Annotated in this window: 16 protein-coding genes; 12 read left to right on the top strand and 4 right to left on the bottom strand. The window is 49.3% G+C overall.

Features of this window, described 5'->3' with window-relative positions:
* The first annotated feature begins 4 nt into the window (after positions 1–4).
* The 3 genes from LTAR_RS14870 to LTAR_RS14860 all read left to right on the top strand — a co-directional run bounded on the left by LTAR_RS14870 (position 5) and on the right by LTAR_RS14860 (position 7,351).
* A complete protein-coding gene (locus tag LTAR_RS14870) occupies positions 5–1,972 on the top strand; it encodes a hypothetical protein (protein WP_139044588.1) in 1,968 nt (655 codons plus the stop codon).
* Positions 1,973–2,007: 35 nt separating this feature from the next.
* Positions 2,008–3,687, top strand: coding sequence for an AMP-binding protein (locus LTAR_RS14865; RefSeq protein ID WP_158423454.1), 1,680 nt, complete (start codon positions 2,008–2,010; stop codon positions 3,685–3,687).
* A 226-nt stretch (positions 3,688–3,913) separates the two neighbouring features.
* The gene (locus LTAR_RS14860; protein ID WP_062423064.1) at positions 3,914–7,351 is read left to right on the top strand and encodes an ABC transporter substrate-binding protein; all 3,438 of its coding nucleotides are present in this window, start codon (positions 3,914–3,916) and stop codon (positions 7,349–7,351) included.
* Between the two features lie 44 nt (positions 7,352–7,395).
* On the opposite strand, the gene LTAR_RS14855 is transcribed toward LTAR_RS14860, so the two are convergent.
* Together LTAR_RS14855 and LTAR_RS14850 are read right to left on the bottom strand one after the other, a co-directional pair.
* Entirely contained in the window at positions 7,396–8,058 is a 663-nt protein-coding gene (locus LTAR_RS14855) for an LON peptidase substrate-binding domain-containing protein (RefSeq protein WP_062423063.1), read from the bottom strand.
* Positions 8,059–8,131: 73 nt separating this feature from the next.
* Complete coding sequence (locus LTAR_RS14850) at positions 8,132–8,665, bottom strand: P-loop nucleotide/nucleoside kinase family protein (protein ID WP_081420016.1); 534 nt, start codon at positions 8,663–8,665, stop codon at positions 8,132–8,134.
* A 155-nt stretch (positions 8,666–8,820) separates the two neighbouring features.
* On the opposite strand from LTAR_RS14850, the gene LTAR_RS14845 reads away from it, so the two are divergent.
* From LTAR_RS14845 to LTAR_RS14805, 9 genes are all read left to right on the top strand, one after another.
* Entirely contained in the window at positions 8,821–10,107 is a 1,287-nt protein-coding gene (locus tag LTAR_RS14845) for a UTRA domain-containing protein (RefSeq protein ID WP_062423061.1), read from the top strand.
* Between the two features lie 19 nt (positions 10,108–10,126).
* Positions 10,127–10,585, top strand: coding sequence for a PTS sugar transporter subunit IIA (locus tag LTAR_RS14840; protein WP_062423060.1), 459 nt, complete (start codon positions 10,127–10,129; stop codon positions 10,583–10,585).
* Positions 10,586–10,680: 95 nt separating this feature from the next.
* The gene (locus LTAR_RS14835) at positions 10,681–11,274 is read left to right on the top strand and encodes a D-sedoheptulose-7-phosphate isomerase (protein WP_062423059.1); all 594 of its coding nucleotides are present in this window, start codon (positions 10,681–10,683) and stop codon (positions 11,272–11,274) included.
* 58 nt (positions 11,275–11,332) lie between these two features.
* Positions 11,333–11,926: a D-sedoheptulose-7-phosphate isomerase gene (locus LTAR_RS14830; protein WP_062423058.1), complete on the top strand. Its 594-nt coding sequence runs from the start codon at positions 11,333–11,335 to the stop codon at positions 11,924–11,926.
* 160 nt (positions 11,927–12,086) lie between these two features.
* Positions 12,087–12,392 (top strand): PTS sugar transporter subunit IIB, encoded by a 306-nt coding sequence (locus LTAR_RS14825; protein ID WP_062423057.1) that lies wholly within the window; start codon positions 12,087–12,089, stop codon positions 12,390–12,392.
* A 15-nt stretch (positions 12,393–12,407) separates the two neighbouring features.
* Positions 12,408–13,733, top strand: a complete 1,326-nt coding sequence (gene ulaA / locus LTAR_RS14820; RefSeq protein WP_062423056.1) for a PTS ascorbate transporter subunit IIC — start codon at positions 12,408–12,410, stop codon at positions 13,731–13,733.
* A gap of 193 nt (positions 13,734–13,926) precedes the next feature.
* Positions 13,927–14,223, top strand: coding sequence for a type II toxin-antitoxin system Phd/YefM family antitoxin (locus LTAR_RS14815; RefSeq protein WP_062423055.1), 297 nt, complete (start codon positions 13,927–13,929; stop codon positions 14,221–14,223).
* Positions 14,198–14,653: a type II toxin-antitoxin system VapC family toxin gene (locus LTAR_RS14810; protein WP_062423054.1), complete on the top strand. Its 456-nt coding sequence runs from the start codon at positions 14,198–14,200 to the stop codon at positions 14,651–14,653. Before LTAR_RS14815 ends, LTAR_RS14810 begins: the two co-directional genes overlap by 26 nt.
* Positions 14,654–14,842: 189 nt before the next feature.
* Complete coding sequence (locus LTAR_RS14805; RefSeq protein ID WP_062423053.1) at positions 14,843–15,622, top strand: response regulator transcription factor; 780 nt, start codon at positions 14,843–14,845, stop codon at positions 15,620–15,622.
* A gap of 126 nt (positions 15,623–15,748) precedes the next feature.
* On the opposite strand, the gene LTAR_RS14800 is transcribed toward LTAR_RS14805, so the two are convergent.
* Together LTAR_RS14800 and LTAR_RS14795 are read right to left on the bottom strand one after the other, a co-directional pair.
* Positions 15,749–16,369, bottom strand: coding sequence for a zinc ribbon domain-containing protein (locus LTAR_RS14800; RefSeq protein ID WP_062423052.1), 621 nt, complete (start codon positions 16,367–16,369; stop codon positions 15,749–15,751).
* Between the two features lie 199 nt (positions 16,370–16,568).
* Positions 16,569–18,962, bottom strand: coding sequence for a glycoside hydrolase family 94 protein (locus LTAR_RS14795; RefSeq protein ID WP_062423051.1), 2,394 nt, complete (start codon positions 18,960–18,962; stop codon positions 16,569–16,571).
* Positions 18,963–19,766 lie beyond the last annotated feature (804 nt).

Raw genomic sequence — 19,766 nt, 5'->3', positions numbered from 1 at the left:
AAAAATGAACAAGTATCGATTAAATTCAGGATTAATAATAAAAACATTACTCCAATTTCTGATATTACTTCTTGCCTTTTTGGCTTTACAAGACCTTTATTATCACTTTCCATTATTCTCAGTTAAATGGCGAATTGTTTTTGTGGTGATTTCTTTTACTTATATTGCAGGAATTCTTTTATTTTTCTTAGCTATGTTCACTCAGAAACTGGATCGATATTTAGGATGGATTAAACAAAAGATCATTTTAGGTGTCCGTTGGACTATCTTACTAACAGCCTGTTGTAGCGTCATTATTTTTCTACTTTATACAGATTTCGGTTCATACTTTCAGGGTCAATTTTTCCGATTATCCGTTTATCTTTTTCTCAGCACATTGTTTTCTCTTCTATTGAGTCCGAATAAAACGCAGAAATTTGATTTCTTATTTTTCTTTTTTTCTGCGGGATTGATCGGATATATTTTTTCATTAGCTAATTATGCTACGGAGATTTCAACTTATCCATTTTCCCATTCGTGGTCAGAGGGAAATCGGTTCTATGATTACTCGTTGATCTTTGGACAACATATCTATAAATACAATGGACAGTTAGTTCCCAACTATGAAAGTCCTGGGCGTTATGGTCTGTGGGGTTTCTGGTTCATTTTCCCATCCATACCCATTTGGGCTCATAGATTGTGGAATGCTATTTTATGGACGATCACACCATTTATTCTAAGTATATCTATAACAAGGAAAATCAATCACCCATTTTTACGTTGGACTATTGTTTTTTGGTTTTCCCTTTTTATTATGCAAGGGCCAGTATACCCGACATTATTGCTTGCACTTATTTTCCTGACATCAGGGATTTGGTCAAATAATAGATGGGTCAAAGGTGGATTTGCGATATTGTCTTCAATTTTCGCGGGAATGAGCAGATACTTTTGGATAATCGTACCCGGCGTCTGGCTTGTTCTGGTTGATCTTTTCTTTGTTTATCCAGAACGAAAAGGAACAAAAATCCAAAAACTGATTCCCACGATTGTTTGGGGATTAGTAGGTGTCTTGCCGGGGACATATTTTGGATTAAAGCAATTATTTTCTCCAAAAGCACCTTTTGAAATACATCAACCACTTCTATTTTATCGACTGCTACCTAATTCTACTTATCCTTTGGGTATCATTATTAACTTTTTTATCGATTTTTCACCCACTCTAGTTCTTCTAATCTGGATTTTATACAAAAGTAAACAAAAATTTGATGTCATAACAAAATTAGGAATTGCCTTTGCTTTATCCGGTTTTGCTCTTATGGGTTTTATAGCCAGTACCAAAATTGGCGGTGGGTCCAACCTGCACAACCTTGATATGTTTATCGTAACAATTGGACTGATCATGATCATACTGGTAATCCTGATGCAGGAGAATATGGCTTCTGTGATTACAAAATGGCCTTTGCTTATAAAAATCTTTTTGTTTATTGTTGTTCTTACCCCTGGTTGGATGGCAATGCGAACAGGGTCTAAACTGGTTAACCCACCGGATAAATTGGTACAGGAATCACTTGAGACCATTCGATATCAGGTTAATAAAGCAAAATTACATGGGGAAGTCCTATTTATTGACCAACGGCAACTCCTTACCTTCGAATATATTAAAGATGTGAAACTGGTCCCGGAGTATGAAAAGAAGTATATGATGGATCAAGCGATGGGTGAAAACACTTCTTATTTTGAAAAATTTTATAAAGATCTTCAAAATTCCCGATTTGCGATGATAATCAGCGATCCTTTGACAACGAATCTGCAAGGTAGAGACCAGGGATTTAGTGAAGAGAATAATGCTTATGTCACCCTGGTTTCCAAACCGATTCTTGCCTATTATCAGCCATTGATTACATTAAAAGGTGTCGAGGTACAGCTTCTTGTGCCAAAAACAAATTGCAGAATAATACCAGGTGCAATGTTGATATTTGACTGTAATTACTAAATATGCCATTTCCTGAACGGCAAGGACTGATCTTTATGCGAAATTTCACAACCACTTTGAAGAATCATTACGATACCCATCCTGACCGGACCAGCCTGGTGGTGCAACTGGCTGGCAAAGAGGATCAATCTATATCCTACCGCGACCTGCTGCGCGGTTCAGCCGGGTGGGCGTCATTGTACCGGGAACATAACATCCAGCCCGGTGAAGTGGTTATCTTGATCATGCAGCATTCGGTGGAACTGGTGTATGCCTACTGGGGTGCGGTTCTACATGGAGCCATCCCGTCCATTTTGCCGTATCTTACCGAAAAACTCTCTCCGGAGCGCTATCGCGAAGACCTGGCTTCGCTGGTGGACATCTCGCAGCCGGCGGCCATCGTCACCTTCCCGGAGTTCGAGGCAGAAGTACGCAGTGCCCTGCATAAAGGTGACTCGGTACGCGCCGTCATCCTCACCGGGCAGGACATACCCGTTGACCCCGATTTCTCCACCCTGGGCGGAATGCAGCGCCAGCCGGAAGAAATCGTACTTCTGCAGCATTCCTCCGGCACAACCGGCCTGCAAAAGGGGATTGCCCTTTCTCACAAAAGTGTTTTCAACCAGTTGGATACCTATTCTGCACGCCTGAAAGTCAATCCGGAAGACGATGTTATTGTCTCCTGGCTGCCGCTTTACCATGACATGGGGCTGATTGCCTGTTATCTCATGCCTATTCTTTACGGCATCAAACTGGTGATCATGTCTCCCTTTGACTGGGTGCGCGCTCCATATCGGCTGCTGCAATCTGTCACGCGCTACAGGGGCACCCTGAGCTGGCTGCCGAATTTCGCCTATGTTTTCTGCGCCGAAAAAATCCGAGACCGCGACCTGGAGGGGGTCGACTTGAGTTCCTGGCGGGCGGTGACGAACTGTTCTGAACCGGTGCGTATTCTGGCACATGAAAAATTCGCCGAGCGTTTCGCTGCCTTTGGTCTGAAAAAAGATGCCCTGGTGACCAGTTACGCCATGGCCGAAAACACATTCGCCGTTACACAATCGGGCGTTGGTGTTCCTGTCACCGTGGATCTTGTAGACCGGGAAGCGGTGCAGACTGAATGGGAAGCCCGCCCGGCTTCGGATGGACGCGATGCTTTACGCATGCTTTCCAGCGGCCGCCCGATCAGCAACACGCAGGTGCGCATCTTTGATAAAAACGGCAAGCCCATGCCGGAACGTAAAATAGGCGAGGTGGGCATTCAATCAGACTGCATGCTAACCGGTTTCTATCACCGCGACGACCTGACAAAGAAAGCCTTTATTGACGGCTGGTATTTAACCGGGGATTACGGCTATGTGGCAGATGGTGAACTCTATGTGACCGGGCGCAAGAAAGACCTGATCATTGTTGGCGGTAAAAATATCTACCCGGCGGACCTCGAACACCTGGCCATGGAAGTGAAAGGGGTCCATCCGGGGCGTGTGGTGGCCTTTGGCGTATTCAATGAAGAGAGCGGAACCGAAGAAGTGGTGATTGTTTCCGAGGTCGATGTGGATGATCCGGCTGAAAAAGAAGCAATTGCCAACGAAATCCGCAGGGTAGTCACCAGGGGCTCGGCGGTGGCACTGCGCCATGTATACCTTGTTCCGGCAAAATGGATCATCAAGACCAGCAGCGGCAAGACAGCCCGGCCGGCCAACAGGGAAAAATACCTGAAAGAGATGGCGTCAAAATAAAACGGCAGGTGAACTGGCCTGCACCCGGCATACCTCCTCTGTATAGATGATTCCATCCGGTCTGAAATTCGGTATGTTCATCCTGATACAGAGGGATACTTCACGGCTGACCTTCTGGTCAAATTTTGCTATTATTGAGACTACAGGCGCAATCAGCCTGAGATAAGACAGTACGGTTAATATTGATTAAGTCCGGCGGCACCGGCTGTTGGACCGGGGAGGTTTCATGCGGATTCTTCTGATTCTATCTGCCATTCTGCAGATATTAAACCCATCACCATTGCCCGATACGGCAGAGGTGCTCTTTACCGGAAACAAAACCAACGCAGATTTTCCCAATTCTATTACATTCACCACCTCAATATCCAGTCCGGCAATGATAACAAATGTCGAACTGATCTACGGCACAGATGAACGTACCTGCGGTGATGTGCAAGCTCTGGTCATTCCAACGTTTAAACCCGGAAAACAGGTGGATGCTTCGTGGGAATGGGACATGCGCAATAGCGGCGCGCTTCCACCCGGAGCTGAAATCTGGTGGCAGTGGAAAATAAAAGACGAAAATGGAAAAGAAACCTCCAGCGAGAAACAGACAGTCACCTGGCTGGATGCTGTTCATCCCTGGCAAATAAAACAGGAAGACCCCATTCGGCTGCATTACTACAACATTACGGAAGATCAGGCCAGGGATTTCCTCAACACTGCCACTGATGCGGTAGACCGTCTGGAAAAAGACACCGGCATGCAGCCCACCAATCTGGTTGACCTGTTCATGTACCCCAATACAAATGATATGCGTGATGCCCTCCTCTACGAACCCGGTTGGACGGGAGGCATGGCTTTCTCGGCGTATAACAAGATTGTCATTGGAATGGAGAGTCAGGACCTGAATTGGACCAGACGAACCGAAGCACATGAATTGACCCATGTACTTGTGGGAGATTACACTTTCACCTGTTTCTGGACGACTCCCACCTGGTTGGAGGAGGGACTGGCTGTCTATGGGGAAGGCAGCCCCGATGCCAATACAGTCAGTCAGTTTGAACAGGCTAAAGAAGAAGACAACCTGCTTTCCTTCCATGTGCTCTCTGCCAGCTTTTCAGAAGATTCTGAAAAAGCCGATATATCCTACAGCCAGTCTTACTACATGGTGAATTACCTGCTAGAAACATACGGTCGGGAGAAAATTAATCGACTGTTGAAAACCCTGGCAAAAGGGGAAACGATTGATGATTCTCTTAAGGAAGTATATGGATTTGACCTGACCGGTTTTGAAAATGAATGGCGTAAGGCAAACAACCTGCCGCCCAGAGAGGAGACGGAAAACTCAGGCACATCCGGCACGCCGACGGAAATCCCCACCATGCATCCTGTCGGTGGCAAGGTCGAACCCGCTGCCACGACCACTTCAATCCCCATTACACCTATTCCACTCGAAACACCGGCGGGTAAAAATCAGAGTTCAAACGTCATCTGGTTTATTCTGGCAGGTGCACTCGTTGCCGGATTGGTGACCTTTTTCCTTGTCCGTTCTACGAATAGAAAAAAGAATCTGATCTCATCCTTTGTTATTCTGATCCTTATATCCTCGATTGTTTCCGTCCGACCGGTGCAGGCGGCCAATCCGTCGGAAGACTATCCACCTGTTCCCACAGCCACACCGTATTCGCCACCCGTACAGACTGATATCAATGTATATACTGACCCTTCGATTGGAGTCAGCCTGGATATTCCGTCAAATGCGAAAATTGATACCTCAAAGGTCAGCGCGGTGTATCATTTCAAACTGGTCATCGGTGATAACGAAGTGATCGGGCATCTGTTTTCCAATCCATTGCGCGAAGGGGAATCGCTGAAAGAGATTGCCCACAAAGTGCGCAGCACCGAAATGGAAGGGCTTAAAGATATTGCTCATATTACGGATTCCATGATTCGTATGGATAACGGCCGGCCGGCCTGGTTGACTGTTTCTGAAGCCAAAACCCCGGAAGATCAGATGCCGCTGCGCATTCGGATTGTGACTGTGAAAGGATACACTTCGGTGATCTCTTTCCTGCTTTATTCTTCCACCGGCAATTATGACTATTACGAAGAAGAAATCAATGACCTGAGTACATCCTTGAATGTGACCGCACCGGTTATCAGTGGATACAGTCGGGATGAATTGCTGGTTCTGGATGGCGGTGAAACCGACAACCCGGCGGAGAACGACCCGGCCACAGCCCGTAGTTCGGGTGGTTTTTACCTGGTTTTCTCAGGCCTGGTTAATTACGATGCCAGCATGAATCTGACGCCCGACCTGGCGGAAAGCTGGGATGTTTCGGATGACGGTCTGGTATACACATTCCACCTGTCGCCAAAAGCCGTTTTTCATAATATGCGACCGGTCACGGCGGCTGATGTAGTGTATTCCTGGGAGCGGGCGGCAGACCCGGCTACGGCTTCTGATACAGTGATGACGTATATGGGCGATATTCTTGGCATGCGTGAAAGGCATACCGGCAAAGCAGATCATATCAGCGGGCTGAAAATCATCGATGCACATACTCTGCAGGTAACGCTGGAAAAACCTGTTCCATATTTTCTGCTCAAGCTGACGTATCCCACCAGTTACATAGTGGATAAAGAAAACGTAGAAAAAGGCGGCAAATGGTACATGACGCCCAACGGTACCGGACCTTTCCGCCTGGCGAGATGGCTCTCTCGATCTGAAATCCTCTATGAACGTTTTGACCCCTTCTATGGCAAAAAGCCGGGGATAAAAGCCATTCTGGTGAGGCTCTACCAGGGCACCAGCCTTCAACTTTATGAACAGGGACAGATCGATGTAGCCGGTGTTTCATATAATGATCTGATGCGCTTTACTGACCCCACTGAGCCATTAAGCAAACAATTGAAGAGCAATGTCAATATGTGCACCGGGTATATCACAGTGGATGTGAACCAGCCGCCATTTGATGATGTGAAAGTGCGTCAGGCTTTTGCCATGTCGCTGGACAAAGACCGCTATGTAAAGGTAATTGATGATGGTGGTTCACTCAAAGCCAACGGCCTGTATCCACCAGCTCTGCCAGGTTTTGATAAAAACTTTAAGGGTCTCGAATTCAACCCGGCGAAAGCCCGTGAATTAATTAAGTCCTCCAAATACGGCCAGGGTGATTTCCCTGATGTTATCCTATCTCGTTCTGATTACGGCAATTCCGTTTCAGAAGGGGTAGCTGCCATGGTGCAAATGTGGGAAGAGAATCTGGGAGTCCATATTACTGTGCAGAATATTGATCCTGATTACTATCAGGAAGTACTCGATTCGGGCAATCATGGCCAGTTGATCACTGAAAGCTGGTGCGCCGATTACCCCGATCCCGAGAATTTTGCTGATGTCCTCTTCCATTCAGGGAATGAAATGAACCGCAGTCATTATGCCAACCCCAAGCTCGACAGCCTGTTAGAAGAAGCCCGGTTAGAAAAAGATGTGACAAAACGGATAGACCTTTACAGTGAGGCTGAAAAGATCATCGTCAATGATGTACCGGCGATATTCCTGACACACAGCAAGTCATACATACTGGTTAAACCGTATGTTTCCGGCTATTTCGTGGCACCCATGTCCATACCGGTGGAACGATTTGTTCACATCGATGCCAGCCAGTTTAAAGAAGAATAATGGATCCGGTCTGCGGGACAGATCCGCTTTAATCGGCGTTGCGGTCAATTCAACCAGGCTGCCCGGCGGGCGGGCAGGTCGCCGGCAGCGTTAATCGTGCGCATCAGTCCATTTTCCCGCCGGTACAAACGTTCCACCATAACCATCATCTCACTGATAGATTCGGCCTCAAGGATGGGTTGTTTTTCATGTGGAGGAATCTGCAGCAATGCAGCTGCCAGAAAAACGAGACTCATCGGATCTTCCGGTGGATTAAGCTCTTTCAGGTTGGCGGCATAGAATTCTTTCGGATTAATTTCCTTCAGATAATGTAATAAATTAACCGCCAGTTGGCGCGCCTGACGATGCACCTGCAACAGGTGCGGAGTGCCAAAAGGATAGGTTTCCACGATGGCGGTTAGATAGGGCAGGGTATCAGTTGTTATGGATAGAATGCGAAAACGGTCCAGACCGACTACGGTGACGTTCATGCATCCATCCGGCAGAATTTCCTGTTCTGTAATACGGGCCAGGGTACCCACCCGGTACGGTTCTGGCAGGGGGCCGAGGGCTTCGAGCCCCTGATGGATGAGGACAATACCCAGCAGGCCGTCGTCCGTCAGTGCATTCCGCAGCATGAGTTTATAACGGTCTTCAAAAATGAATAAATGCAGCGGTACACCGGGGAAAAGAACGGTATTGAGGGGGAATAACGGAATCTCTCGCATGTATCGTCATTGTAAAGGGAGACCCCGTGTAAAGGAATGAGAAGTATAAGGTTAAAAGCTATGCGTATAGGCGTTATATTTTGATGTTCAACCAGTCCAGCACCTGGTGGGTCAATGTATCCAGACTGTCATTTGTGTCCAATTCGAGGTGGGGCTCTTCATCAAATGGCTCCATCTCGGCTTTCTTTCGTAAGTAGAGGTTGAAATCCCTGTCAGCGGCCGGGTGCGTGCCAGCCGCTGCATCTTTTTCAAGCCTCAGCCGAACGACGTCATCCGGGGCGGTGCACAGGATGATACGCAGGTCGGCTCCAGCAGTCGCAGCTGCCCGCATAAGCTCGATGCGTTGTTCTCTGCGAACAAAAGGGCGGCCGTCAATGATGACATGCCGGCCTTTATGGATTAAATAGGCGGCCGTCTGATAGATCAGTGAAAGCACAAAATCATCCTGAGCAGAAGAGTATTCGATTTCCTGCGGTGGGAACAGGGCGGCACGCACAGTATCTTTGTTCAAAATGACTGCCGGTAGAGCAACGGACAAACGGGCTGCCAGGGCACTTTTTCCTGAACCGGGGAGACCGGCCATAGCTATCAGACAGGGCTTATCCATGGGCAAATTTTAACATGATCGTTTGAATTTGTTCAAACATCACTAAAAATCAGTGTCCTTTATCACAATCACAGAAAAGTAGTTGACTTTGTATTAATTAAATGTTAATTTATATATGATCCTCTATATACCTCTCTATAAGGACAACGATTCACATGCATTTTGAAGTAGATCGGACAAGCAGTCAACCGATTTATAGTCAGCTCGCCAGTTGGATGGAAACCAAGATTAATTCCGGCGAATGGCAGACTGAATTCAAATTTCCCGGTGAAGTGGAACTGGCTCAATCGCTGGGGGTAAGTCGCGGCTCGCTGCGGAAAGCCATTTCCACCCTGATAGAAAAAGGGCTGGTTGTGCAAATTCACGGGAAGGGTACCTTTGTCGGTCGCCCTGAACCAGACCAGGCTTTTGCCGGCCGGTTAAGTGTTTATCAGGATCTCATGCTGCTGGGTATTCCCTTCACCACCGAAGTTCTGGAACAACGTATTATGCCTGCCCCAGATAAACAGGCTCAGTTGCTTGACCTGTCACCGGCGGAAGCCGTGTTCTACCTTAAGCGGCTGCGTTCTGTGAGGGGCGAACCACTGGTAGTTCAAGAATCTTTCTTCCCAGCTTCCCGCTTTGGTGGGCTGGTTGGTGAAGATTTCACTCATGTCGGCATGGTGGAAACTGTGGAACGGCGTTACGGCATCATACTGGAATGGACCAACAATACCATTTCTGTTGCCCGGGCCACTACCTCGGTGGCTTCACTTTTAGGATTGAAAATTGGCGATCCGGTATTATTCACCGAGTCAATCCTGTATGATGATTCTGGAAATAAAGTGGAAACCGGTTTGGCCTGGTTCCGACCTGACCGATTCCGGCTGAAAACCACCACACGGCGCGCACAAAATGAGTCCTTCTATTCCATGCTTGGACGTACCGCCAACCTGAATGCCCGGCAAGCCTCTTCTGAAGCCCCCACAAGGCCAGTTTCCCGAATGCAGGGTACAAGCCGGCTGGCAGAATTTCTACCGGTTGAACGCATCTGCGTCAACTATCACACCACCAGTTGGAGTGAGGCTGTTTTGCAGGCCGGGCGGTTGCTGCAAGCCAGTGGAGCAACAGAGGAACGCTACGGGCAGGCGATGGTGAATACAGCCCGGCAGCTTGGCCCGTATTTTGTGGTTTCACCTGGAATTGCCGTCGCTCATGCGCTTCCATCTGAGGGTGTAATCAAACCGGCGCTTGCCCTGGTCACCCTGCAACCGCCGCTTCCATTTGGTAATTCCGAAAATGATCCCGTCCGTCTGCTGATTGCCATTGCAGCGGTTGATACCAATCAACATGTAGAGGCATTGAAAGATATCGCCGATGTGCTTTCCGATCCTTTGCGCAGAAATGCCCTGATGCAAGCGTCAACGGTTTCGGAAGCATTTGAAATACTTACAAGAAGGTAGGAGGTTTTTACAGGTTTCCATGAATCTCAAAGAGTTATTACGCCCCCCGCTGGCAGCGGTGAATGTGGAAGCAAAAGACTGGCAGGATGCCATTCGCGCCTGCGGCAAACTTTTTATTGCCGATGGTGCCACAGAAGAACGCTTCTCAGATGCCATGATCCGGGTGGCTAAAGAATTTGGCCCGTACATTGTGGTGGCGCCGGGGATCGCCCTACCCCACGCCCGCCCAGAAGACGGTGTAATCAAAGCCAGTATGGCGGTGGTTAAGCTAAAAACTCCGGTAAATTTTGGAAATAAAGACAATGACCCCGTCTGGCTGCTGGTAGCCCTGGCCGCCATTGATCATCAGGGGCATATCCAGGGTCTGGCAGACCTGGCTTCTGTTCTGGGTGACAGTGCGAATGTTGAAAAGTTAAAAAAATGCCAGACAGCCGCTGAATTGCTCGATGTATTTTATTCCGCACCACCGCGTGACTGACTTCGTGGGAAAAGCAGCCTTTTTTTATTTGTAGCAACAAGTTAAAAAGTACCGACTCGGCACGTCAATAGAAGCAAGTTGGAGGACCTTTATCAATGGACACGTATGAAAGCCGAATGGACCAAAAGATCGCCCAGGTAAGGGAATACCTTACCTATATGAAAGAAATGCCCGAGATCGAACAGGCGGCAGATGCCATTGCCACTGCTTTTGAAACCGGTCATCTTCTGGCTTCTGCCGGAAATGGCGGCAGCGCCAGCAATGCCGATCAGTTGATCGGGGAATTCATCGGCCGGTTGAACTACAACCGCGGACCGTACGGCGCCATCTCCTTCCCCGGCCCGGCTGGCATGACAGCCGTGGGCAATGATTTCGGATATGACCAGGTGTTTGCCCGTCAGGCAAAAGCCCTGTTGAAAAAAGGTGATGTATTTGTGGGATACAGCACCAGTGGAAATTCACCCAATGTGATCGAAGCTGTTCGAGCGGCGAAATCGAACGGGGCCACCACCGTAGGTTTGTGTGGAACTGACGGCCAGTTGCGCCATGAAGTGGATATTGCCATTGCCTTCCCGATGACCGATCCGCAGATGATGGAAGAAGCTCACCTCTTTGTCACCCATATCATCTGCGAGCTGGTGGAAAAACGGGTTACAGCCAATGATCCCACAGCCTATCGGGTTCATTAGAAAACAACTATCGGTATAAGAAATAAGTATCGGAAAGAGTGTTGGAGGGTTAATTATTATGGGTAACCTGGATGCCAGGCTTGATTTCAAGATACGAGAAATGACCGAGGTTCTGGAATATGCCAAACATATGCCAGAAATTTCACAGGCTGTTGATGTGATTGCCACGGCATTTGAAACCGGCCACAAATTGTTTGCAGCCGGAAACGGCGGCGGTGCCTGTAACGCCGACCAGATGATCGGGGAATTTGTTGGCCGATTCCGTTATCAACGCGGGCCATTGGCCGCATTTTCCCTGCCCGGACTGGCCGGTTTGACCGCCACCGGCAATGATTTTGGTTTTGACCAGATTTACAAACGGCAGGTGGTGGGTTGCCTGAAACCCGGAGATGTATTTGTCGGGTACTCATGCAGCGGAAATTCACCAAACATTATCGAAGCGATTCGCGCCGCAAATAGCGCAGGTGTCACCACGATCGGGTTTAGCGGTTGGACGGGCAAACTATACAAAGAGGCCAATATCGGCATTGCCCTTCCTCCGTGTAACTGGCAGTCGCTGGAAGAGGTGCAATTGATCCTCACCCATCTGATTTGCGAGTTGGTTGAAGCACGTATCTGTGCCAATGATCCAACCGCGTATCGCGTTCATTGATCAAGTAATTCTCAAAGAAAGGAGGCATTTATTATGGATGACAAAGCTCGCCGTGATCGCAGTGGCTGGATAGCTTTGGGACTGGCTGTAGTAGCCCTTGTTCTCGGCATCCTGGCAAAATAATTTGCATTAAAGTCATCTAGAAAGGAGTTACACCCACGTGATTAAGATTGCTGCCATTTGTGGGATGGGCCTGGGAAGTGGATTGCTGGTCAAAATGGGCGTTGAACGTGTGCTGAAACGCAATGGTATCGATGAACGTGAATTTAGCGTTGAAGTTGGCGATATCAGTACCGCAAAATCCCTCTGGCCAGACCTGTTTGTAACCTCCACCGAATTTGGTCCCCGTCTCAAGGAATCACAGGATATTCCGGTCATTGAGGTTCACAACCTGTTTGACGAGAAGGAAATTGAAGCCGCCCTTGTACCGGTCTTCAAAGAACTTCTGGCAAAGAAAAATAAATAAGGAGGATTTTGAATCATGGATTTCCTGAAAGCAATTCTTGATGTTCTTGTTCAAATCATGAGCAAACCGTCCATTCTGGTCGGTCTCATTGCCATGATCGGTTTGATTTCATTAAAGAAACCCTTCGAAATTGTTGTCTCCGGGACCGTCAAAACCATTATTGGTTTCCTGATCCTGAGCGGCGGTGCAAATATTGTTATTGGTGCTATTACTCCTCTTGGTTCATTGATGCAGCAAGGTTTCGGCCTGCAGGGCGCCCTTCCTGTGAATGAAGTCTTCACAGCCAAAGCCCAGGAACTGTATGGAACCCAGATCTCCCTGGTGTTCTTCTTCGCGTTCCTCATCAACCTGCTGCTGGCCCGCATCACCCCTATGAAGTACGTATTCCTCACCGGCCATCACACGCTGTTTGCCTCTGTACTTGTGACCGGTATTCTGGGACTCACCATTTTCAAAGGTGGCTCTGAAGTTGCCCTCATCGCTGTAGCCGCCATTATCGTTGGCTTCATGATGGTCTTCTTCCCCTGGCTCTCTGCTCCCTTTATGGAAAAAGTCATTGGATCAAAAGACTTCGTCATGGGTCACTTTGGCACAACCAACTATGTTCTCTCCGGCTGGTTGGGTGAAAAAATTGGCGATCCCAAAGAATCCACCGAAAACATCAAGTTCCCGAGCTGGATTGGTTTCATGCGCGAACCCTTGATTGCCATGGGCTCCGTCATGTTCATTATCTACCTCATCTCCACCATCGCTGCCCTGGGTGCTGTTGGTGTTGAAGGTGTTGGGAAAGATTTCGGTAACACGGATGCCTGGTGGTTGAACGCTTTCATTCAAGGCTTGACCTTCGCCGGTGGTGTTGGTGTCATCTTGCTCGGCGTTCGCATGATCCTGGCCGACATCGTTCCCGCTTTCCGCGGTTTCGCCGAAAAGATTGTCCCCAATGCGACCCCTGCTCTGGACTGCCCGGTTGTCTTCCCCTACGGCCAGAATGCCGTTTTGGTTGGCTACCTGACCTCCATTGTTGGTGGTATCGTTGCCCTGGGTCTGCAGCTTGCCACCCTGCCCGCTGGTTCCTCTATGGGCTTGCTCGGCGGCGTCATCCTGCCTTCCATGATCATCCACTTCTTCGTGGGTGGCACCTCTGGTGTGTACGGTAACGCTACCGGCGGTTGGAAGGGTGCCGTTCTGGGTGGATTCTTGACCGGTTTGCTCTTTACCCTGCTGGCCGGTACTTCCCTGCGCGCCATCAGCGCCATCGGAATCCCGAACAGCTGCTTCGGCGACACCGATTTCGGTGTAGTCGGCTCCATCCTGGCCTTCGTCTCCGGCCTGTTCAAATAAACGAATTAGATACACATTACTGGTTGAAAGGTCTCAGAGTCTATGGCTCTGAGACCTTTGATTTAAATCAAGAGCGAACTGGCACGAATAGTGCAACGGTGTGGATAAAATTTTCTGACTTGCCAGAGCTTCTCCCGGAAGATATAATGATGATTAATGGTTTAATTAATTAACCTGTGGAGAAGATTTCGCCATGCCTGTAAAGGTCACCGCCACCTATGCCCGTATTCATCTGGGCGAATTGTTTTCCGCTGCCCGCCGTGAACCGGTCTTCATCGAACGCGACGGACAACCCCTGGCTGTTCTTCTTTCGCAAGAACAATATGACCACCTGAATGCTCTTGAAAAACCGCCCGAATGGCGCACCCTGGTGGCACAATCGCGCGAAAATGTAAAAGAAGATCTGGCAGGCCGGTTGCTGCGGCTGCCGGAAGATGTCTTGACAGAAATCCGGGAGGATCAAATTGAGCAGTCAGATCATCTGTATTGATCCGGGACCCGTCGTCCAACTAACCACATTCCCGCGCAACAATGCCATTAAAACACTGTGGGACCGCTGGGAAAAGGAAGACCGCCGGATTCTGGCTCCCTCAAATTTGTTTTATGATGTAACCAACATTCTTTCCACCTACCTGCGGCAGGGGATTTTAAGTCCGCGTACGGTGCAGTCGATTCTACAGGCCTGCCGGGCTCTACCCATCCATCTTGTGGATGAAACCGAATTGCATGTGCGGGCACTTCAACTATCAGAACGATATAACCTGCCTTTGGGATGCGATCCCCATTACCTGGCATTGGCTGAAAAGTTGGATAAAGAATTATGGACGTATGACCGCCGTTTGGCTGTAGCTGTCAATCAAGTTGGAATGGCTCCCCGGGTTCGTTGGATTGGTAAGAAACAGGAATTGGTATCGGTTTAATCTGATAAAAACCTCCGATTTTCTTAAAACCAGCCTTTTCTACTTGAAATTGGTAGATGAATAGAATAAACTTAGGTTGATATTACAGCCGTGTAACCAATAAGTCGTGCTGTGGTTGGAGAGCCCCGACCAATTAAGGGAAACGTAAAAGACCGTCGCTTTCTCCCCAACCATGAAAGGAGAATACAGATGAGCGTTGCGCCATCTTACTCAGATAAGTCAGCCCTGCCCACTGGACTTGACCTGGATCGATTGGATCCGGCCACTCCCCGCAGGAGGGTTATGATTGTTGACGATGAACCCGAGACAGTTGGTTTATTGAAATATATCCTGTCCAACGCCGGGATTGACGTCTCAGGTGCAGATAGCGGTCAGGCGGCCATTGACAAGATTTCACGCATCTGGCCTGACCTGATCCTTCTGGATCTGATGATGCCGGATATGGATGGGATGGAAACCTTTGCCAATATTCGAAAAATAACCCCGGCGCCTGTGGTTATTGTTTCGGCAAAAAACCAGAAAGAAGATATTGTCAAAGGTCTTCAGATGGGCGCGGATGATTACATCACCAAGCCGTTCCATCCGGCAGAGCTGGTGGCCAGGGTGAACACCGTTGTCAACCGTTCGCGGCAGATTTCTGCACCATCCGGGTTGATGGAATTCCCTAATCTGGAAATGAGCCTGGATCCCGATACCCGCGAAGTCAAGATTCGAGATGAATCGATAGCGCTGGCCCGCCGCGAGTTCGATGTATTGTATTGCCTTGGGCGGCACACTCCCCGTTGGGTTGACCATGCCACTATTGCGGAAGAGGTCTGGGGACAAAACGATCCCAAGGCAGTAAACCGGATCAAGTATGTGATCTATTTATTGCGACGCAAGTTGGAAGTGAATCCATCACGGCCGCAATTGATCCTGGCGCGTGAAGGGTTGGGATATAAACTGGCGACAGATCGCACGAAATCATAAAAACGTTACCCGTGAGGTCCCTCATTTAAAAGCAAAAAGGGCATTGGCGGCTGCCCTTTTTGCGTATTACATGCTGGGCAATCGTGTGTTCGGTTGCTTGCCCAACTTGAGGGAGGGGAGGATTATCTAAATTATTTCACCGCATTCAGGGCAGTGTTTCCACCCGACCTGGATGCTGTTTCCGCATTTTGAACATTTAGCTGTGCTGGTGACAACCGGTGCTGTTTGAGGATGGCGCACCATACGGAATAGTATGATGATACCAAGAACCATCAAAATTGCAAATCCAAGCGGAAACAACAGACCGAAGAACATCAGACCGCCGCTCAAAATATGGCCGCCAAAGGTCATTCCGCGATCGTTATTTTCAAAGGGCTGGTTCATCATCATGCCGGGAGCCTGCGGCCGAAACGAGGGGGGATTTCCGAAGAAATCACGGTTTTCCATTCTGTTGTGATTTGAAAAGCCTTTTGCCATTCTTCCAGAGTCAAACGATCGTTCAGGGGAATTCTCGTCTGATTTGTTCTGTGATTCTTGTGAAGAATCACCGGCAGAGGGTGCTTCTGGACGGTTCCGCGATGACCGGTCACCCGGGGTAATACCATTTGCTGTATCTGTAGTGATGGCGGCTGGTCCTGGCAATGAGACTGCCTGTCGCCGGCTAAACTGCATTCCACTCCAGAAACCACCGGCTGCCACGATCAGGGCGGCCAAAATTACCAGTAGTATTCTTACGAATTTATTCATACATCTCCTCAAAAACCAACTGTTTACTCATTTATGATGAATACACTATACAGGCAATATGTATAGAAATTGTGAAGGTGATGTAAATAGATTTTGATTGTTTTCACAGGATATTCATATTATTTAGAATCAAACAAAGAAAAAACCATCCCCATGCAGGTGAAGCCGGGGATGGTTTGAAGGCGATTAAAATTGGATTTCAACCCAGAGTGACGGTAACCCTGTTTTCATTTTTCAACAATTGGATGGGAAGCAATGACCCTTCCATCGTTTCACCATTCAATACAAGCGACGTGACTCCCCGGCAGACATGGTTCGGGTTCGATACCACAATTTCAAGACGTTTACCGCGGAACTGGCGGATGACTTTGAAACCCGGCCAGGTGGATGGGATGCAGGGATCAATGCGCAGCCCATCGATTTCAGGGCGGATGCCCAACAGGTAATGGGTGGCAGAAAAATACGCCCAGGCGGCAGCACCGGTCAACCAGGTGGTGCGGGCATTGCCAGGGCGGGGAGAAATACCCGCATAGGTGGTTTGTGCCTGCACATATGGTTCGCATTGACGAACTTCTGCGCGGTCGTTATAGGCAGCCGGCATGAAAGCCCGGTAGTACTCATAAGCGCGGTCACCATGACCCAGCAGGCATTCCGCCATTACGCCCCATCCCTGGGTATGGTTGAAGATGCCGGCGTTTTCTTTAATGCCCGGGTTGAACAGGACAGCCCGCATTACATCGATGGAGGTTTTTATAAAGGGAGGAGCGGAAAGCATCAGGCCGTAGGGGGTAGCCAGGCGGTCTTTGACGGTCTGCATGGCTTTCTCAGCCTGTTCGGGAGTGGCCGCCCCGCTGATAACAGACCAGACCTGTGTGTTCAGATAGACCTGCCCTTCGGCGAAATCTTTCGTCCCATAAACCGTGCCGTCTTCACCGATGGCCCAGATGAACCATTCTCCATCCCAGCAGTGTTTTTGAATGCTGGTGTTTAGCACTTCACGCTGCTTCCGGGCCCATTCGGCTTCTGCCGGGAGACCCAGCCGCCCGGCCACTTCGGCATAGACGGCCAACCCCATGGAGAGTTGGAAAGCGACAAACAGACTTTCACCGTGGTATCCCAGTTTAAGGCAGTCATTCCAATCAGCCTCGAGACCGCAGGGCAGACCGTGTCTGCCGGTGCGTTCGAGATTGAATTCCAGCGCCCGCCGCAGGTGACCGAGCACGGTGGCTTCTCCGTGATCGGCATACGGCAGGATTTTACGGTAGAACGCCTCATCCCCGGTTTCAGCCACATACACCGGAATGGCGTTAAAAAACCAGAGGCAGTCATCTGACCGGAAATGTTCATCGGCGGGGGCAGGCTCGGAGCCGGGATGATGGTCAAACGGTTTGATGACCGGTATGGCTCCACCGCAGGCAACCTGACCGGTGAGCATCAATTCCAGGCGCGAGCGGGCCGCTTCGGGGTCGGCTGCCAGAATGCCCAGCACATCCTGAACTGAATCCCGGAAACCGAGTCCGTTGCGTTCACCGTTATACACCAGCGAGGCTGACCGCGACCAGTTGAAACTGACCTGACTGTTGTAGGGCGCCCAGACGTTCATCATGGAGTTGAATTCTGGATCGGGGGTCTCCACCTTCAGCGATTCCAACCGGGAATGAAGCGTGCTTTTTAACGTTTGAAGCTCTTTCTCCGCCCGGCTGACAGAGCCAAATTCTTCGACAGTGCATTTGCCGAAACTGCCGCTTTCGCCGATGCCCAGCATCACCAGCAGGTCACGTGATTCACCGGGCGCCAGGTCAAGGTCAGCCTGGAACGAACCACAGGCATTATCACCATACGCCTTGCTGTTGGAACACAACCCCCGCTCAACCGCCAACGGATTATGGTAGCTGCGGTAGGTCCCCAGGAAAGACGTTCGGTCGGTATCAAAACCCACAATGGGCGCACCGAGCAGTGCCATCCACGAGTGGCGGCTTTGATCGTTGTTGATGAAATTGGAGGCATCCACCGTCAGGTTATCGTTAATGGCAATGCGCAGGAGGTTGTCGCGCATCTCGCCTTTGACGATAAAGAGAGAATATTGCAGGTTGACCAGGTCTTGACTGGTATCCCAGTTGTTGGAGAATTCGCAGTAGGTGAAAGCCGAGAGTTTGCGCGGCCGGTCAGAGGTATTGGTGATACGCACCCACCAGTATTCAAATAATTGCCCGAGTGGAACAAAATACGTGGTCTGACTATTGATGCCGGCATAGTCTGATTCGATCACGGTATAGGCTGTTCCGTGCCGGCAGGTGGATTTGTATTCCTTCAGCGGTTTGCCAACCGGCTGCCATGAGGTTGACCAGTAATCGCCGGAGTCGCGGTCGCGCAGGTAGATGTAACGGCCCGGTTGATCCATGGGAATGCTGTTGAAACGCAGGCGCAGGAAGCGTCCCTGTGCGGCAGATTGGTAAAAACTGTAGCCTCCGGCGTTGTTGGTGATGATGGCGCCGTATTCGGTGCTGCCGAGATAGTTACTCCAGGACGCCGGTGTATCCGGCCGGGTGATAACATATTCTCTGGCTTTATCGTCAAAATAACCGTATTGCATATGCGTCTCCCTCTGAAATTGGAAGTATCAGAGGTCAATTGTATTGCATTTGTGTCTTAAGCAGAAACCAGAATCTGATATGGTTCCTATCACCCGCGTGTAGGGGCGGACGGCCGTCCGCCCCTACGCGGGAGCATGACAAAAGAGATGCAGGGTTGACATCCAAACCTGCCAAGAATAAACACCCCCTATATGGATCTTCGAAGACTTTTGGGGTTAGGGCTTCGGTTGGACATGTGATTGTGATTCGCACATAAATGTAGGGGCGGACGGCCGTGCGCCCCTACGCGGGAACATGATAAAAGAGGGAGGGATAAAACCCAAACCTGCCAAGAATAAACACCCCCTATATGGATCTTCGAAGACTTTTGGGGTTAGGGCTTCGGTTGGACATGTGATTGTGATTCGCACATAAATGTAGGGGCGGACGGCCGTGCGCCCCTACGCGGGAACATGATAAAAGAGGGAGGGATAAAACCCAAACCTGCCAAGAATAAACACCCCCTATATGGATCTTCGAAGACTTTTGGGGTTAGGGCTTCGGTTGGACATGTGATTGTGATTCGCACATAAATGTAGGGGCGGACGGCCGTGCGCCCCTACATGGGAACGAGATAGAATAGGGAGCGATAGAACCCAAACTTGACGCACCCGAAAATGACATCCTCCCGCGAATTCAGGGGATCACGCATAAAAAATTCTGATAACACCGATCATATCTACTGTCACTAAAATCACAGGCAGCCATCTGATTCGTCAAAAGCGGTTTGGGGAAAAACAAAGATAGTATTCACTATACAAATC

Source organism: Leptolinea tardivitalis, assembly GCF_001050275.1.
Taxonomy (GTDB): Bacteria; Chloroflexota; Anaerolineae; order Anaerolineales; family Anaerolineaceae; genus Leptolinea; species Leptolinea tardivitalis.
The sequence above is the reverse complement of the archived record's forward strand: the minus strand, read 5'-3'. Positions and strand labels throughout refer to the sequence as shown.

Coding starts and splice junctions, on each gene's coding strand:
- LTAR_RS14870 (WP_139044588.1), top strand. CDS start 5: ATGAACAAGTATCGATTAAATTCAGGATTAATAATAAAAACATTACTC.
- LTAR_RS14865 (WP_158423454.1), top strand. CDS start 2,008: ATGCGAAATTTCACAACCACTTTGAAGAATCATTACGATACCCATCCT.
- LTAR_RS14860 (WP_062423064.1), top strand. CDS start 3,914: ATGCGGATTCTTCTGATTCTATCTGCCATTCTGCAGATATTAAACCCA.
- LTAR_RS14855 (WP_062423063.1), bottom strand. CDS start 8,058: ATGCGAGAGATTCCGTTATTCCCCCTCAATACCGTTCTTTTCCCCGGT.
- LTAR_RS14850 (WP_081420016.1), bottom strand. CDS start 8,665: ATGGATAAGCCCTGTCTGATAGCTATGGCCGGTCTCCCCGGTTCAGGA.
- LTAR_RS14845 (WP_062423061.1), top strand. CDS start 8,821: ATGCATTTTGAAGTAGATCGGACAAGCAGTCAACCGATTTATAGTCAG.
- LTAR_RS14840 (WP_062423060.1), top strand. CDS start 10,127: ATGAATCTCAAAGAGTTATTACGCCCCCCGCTGGCAGCGGTGAATGTG.
- LTAR_RS14835 (WP_062423059.1), top strand. CDS start 10,681: ATGGACACGTATGAAAGCCGAATGGACCAAAAGATCGCCCAGGTAAGG.
- LTAR_RS14830 (WP_062423058.1), top strand. CDS start 11,333: ATGGGTAACCTGGATGCCAGGCTTGATTTCAAGATACGAGAAATGACC.
- ulaA (WP_062423056.1), top strand. CDS start 12,408: ATGGATTTCCTGAAAGCAATTCTTGATGTTCTTGTTCAAATCATGAGC.
- LTAR_RS14815 (WP_062423055.1), top strand. CDS start 13,927: ATGCCTGTAAAGGTCACCGCCACCTATGCCCGTATTCATCTGGGCGAA.
- LTAR_RS14805 (WP_062423053.1), top strand. CDS start 14,843: ATGAGCGTTGCGCCATCTTACTCAGATAAGTCAGCCCTGCCCACTGGA.
- LTAR_RS14800 (WP_062423052.1), bottom strand. CDS start 16,369: ATGAATAAATTCGTAAGAATACTACTGGTAATTTTGGCCGCCCTGATC.
- LTAR_RS14795 (WP_062423051.1), bottom strand. CDS start 18,962: ATGCAATACGGTTATTTTGACGATAAAGCCAGAGAATATGTTATCACC.